This is a genomic window from Streptomyces sp. NPDC005141 (assembly GCF_053599975.1).
This window is the reverse complement of sequence record NZ_JBSFYW010000148.1, coordinates 1-2,511: the sequence shown is the minus strand read 5'-3', so window position 1 is coordinate 2,511 and position 2,511 is coordinate 1. Positions and strand designations below refer to the sequence as shown.

Annotated in this window: 1 protein-coding gene; it reads left to right on the top strand. The window is 61.1% G+C overall.

The features are described from left to right. The first annotated feature begins 649 nt into the window (after nucleotides 1-649). Nucleotides 650-2,401, top strand: coding sequence for a group II intron reverse transcriptase/maturase (gene ltrA / locus ACWD68_RS41715; RefSeq protein ID WP_451811690.1), 1,752 nt, complete (start codon nucleotides 650-652; stop codon nucleotides 2,399-2,401). Nucleotides 2,402-2,511: the final 110 nt, after the last annotated feature.

The following is a 2,511-nucleotide window of genomic DNA, read 5'->3' as shown; positions in this document are numbered from 1 at the left end:
TTCCGCGTGCGACACGAGGTCGCACCGTTCAAGTGGATGGCCCGGTCTCAACTGGGCTTTTCCAGACCAGTGTTCTGAGGTCTGGCCCCACGCTCACATGCGTCGCTGGTAACGGCGGGGTGTGAAGCTGAGCGCTCAAGGCCCAAGGGTGTCAAGGCATCTGGCACCACAGGTCGAGGGGCAGTTCGGAAGGGTGAACGAGAGTGAACCCCTGTCAAAGCCTCGTCAAAGTAGCCCGCCCGATGCTGAGTAGGAGTGGCGGTCACGGCCCGGATGCTGGGAGGCATCGAGCGGAGCCGAGGGTTCGGACCCAAGGCTCGTGAACACCGCTGGCCGCGGGGCAATAGGGGGCACCCTCCCCGAATGCATCTTGGTGGTGCGGAACGTGGAAACCCGGTTGAGGTCCAGAGCCATCTGGTAGGCCGACCGCAAGGGAAGCGGAACTCCTCAGCCGGACAGGATGGTCCAAGAAGCGAATGCCGGTCCCCGAAAGGGAAAGGGAAACCAGGCGAATGAGTCTGTATAACCTGCCGGATACGGGGTTCTCCCCGGCCTGAAAGGGGGCAGACGTGGACCAGGTAAGCCTTTGAAGTGAACTGAGAAGAAGCCCGAACCGACGGACAAGTTAGACGCCGGGAGGACGGTGGACATGTCTGCTCTGCCACTCGTCCCGGCGAACGGACCGGAGGACACTTCCACGCTGTGGCATCAGGTCGACTGGAGCCAATGCGAGGGAGAGGTACGGCGACTGAGACAGCGGATCTTCAAGGCCGCGCAGGAAGAGGACTGGCCCAAGGTCAGGAATCTTCAGAAGCTCATGCTGCGGAGCCACTCCAACACGCTCACAAGCGTGAGACGAGTGACCCAGCTGAGCACTGGCCGCAAGACCGCCGGCGTCGATAGAAAGAAGGCTGTCACGCCCGGGGCCCGATGGAATCTTGCAACAGAAGTCCATCAGGCCGAAAAGCCATGGCAAGCCATGCCGGTCAAGCGGGTGTACATCCCGAAGAGCAACGGGAAGCAACGACCGCTGGGGATTCCCACCATCCGAGACCGAGCCATGCAGGCTCGTGTCAAGAATGCGCTGGAACCCGAGTGGGAGGCCCGTTTCGAACCCCGGTCGTACGGTTTCCGGCCGGGGAGAGGTTGCCATGACGCCATCGAGGCCATTTTCGGGGCGGCAGCACGCAAGAACGCCAAACGCCTCTGGGTCCTGGATGCGGATCTATCCGCGGCATTCGACCGCATCGACCACCCTCGCCTGATGGACGCCGTCGGGGGATTCCCCGGCCGGAGTCTTGTCCGGGCGTGGTTGCAAGCCGGTGTGGTCGAACAAGGACGGTTCACGCCGACCGAGGAGGGAACTCCACAAGGCGGAGTGATCAGCCCGCTGTTGATGAACGTGGCACTCCACGGGATGGAAGAGGCGGCAGGGTGCCGGTACTGGGGAACCGAGGCGAAGTCTTACGAGCCGAAGGCGGCCCCCAGGACACCAATCCTGATCCGGTACGCAGACGATTTCGTGGTCATGTGCCACAGCAAGTCAGAAGCGGAACAGGTCAAGGAGAAATTGTCCGAGTGGCTGGAGCCGAGAGGACTACGGTTCAACGAAGAAAAGACCCGGATCACCCACGCGGAGAACGGGTTTGACTTCCTCGGCTTCAACATCCGTCGCTACGACGGAAAGCTAATCATCAAACCGAGCGCCGATGCCGTCAAGAGAATCCGGCAGACCCTGCGCACCGAAGTGAAGGGGCTCTATGGATCCAACACAGCAGGTGTGCTGAGGACGCTGACCCCCATCATTCGAGGATGGTCGGCGTACTACCGGAAGGCGGTCTCTTCGCAAGTATTCGCCAGCCTCGACCACTATCTGTGGAGGTTGTTATGGGAATGGGCCCGAAGAAGCCACCCGAGGAAGTCGAGAGTCTGGGTTGCCAACAGACACTTCGGCAGGTTCAACGAGTCCAGAAATGACAGATGGGTCTTCGGGGATCGCAACAGCGGTGCCTATCTTCCCTACTTCAAATGGACTAAAATCGTCCGTCACGTACAAGTGAAGGGTGCGGCATCGCCTGACGACCCATCCCTGAACAAGTACTGGCAAGGACGCCGCCGGAAGAAGACGCCACCGCCCATGGACAAAGTAAGCCTGTCCCTGGCGTACAAGCAGAAAGGGCTGTGCCCGCTCTGCAATCAGGCGCTTATCGCCGGGGCCGAGTACGAGCCGGACAGTCCACGTGAGTGGATCAACTGGTTCGCGGCGTCGAAGAAGATGCTGAACAAGCACCACTTCGTTTACCGGCGAGATGGCGGCTCCGACGAGAGAACCAACCTCCGTCTCGTGCACTCCGCGTGCCATCGACAGCTACATGCTCAAGACGGCAAGCGGGCCAACTGAAATGCGCTGGCCGATGGGGCGAGCTTGAGCCGTGTGCATTGAAAGGTGCACGCACGGTTCTGAGGGGGCCGGGATGCAGTGATGCATCCCGGCTACCCGACCTGTACCCG

Excerpts from the sequence above, each read along its gene's own strand:
- ltrA (WP_451811690.1), top strand. The coding sequence starts at position 650 with ATGTCTGCTCTGCCACTCGTCCCGGCGAACGGACCGGAGGACACTTCC.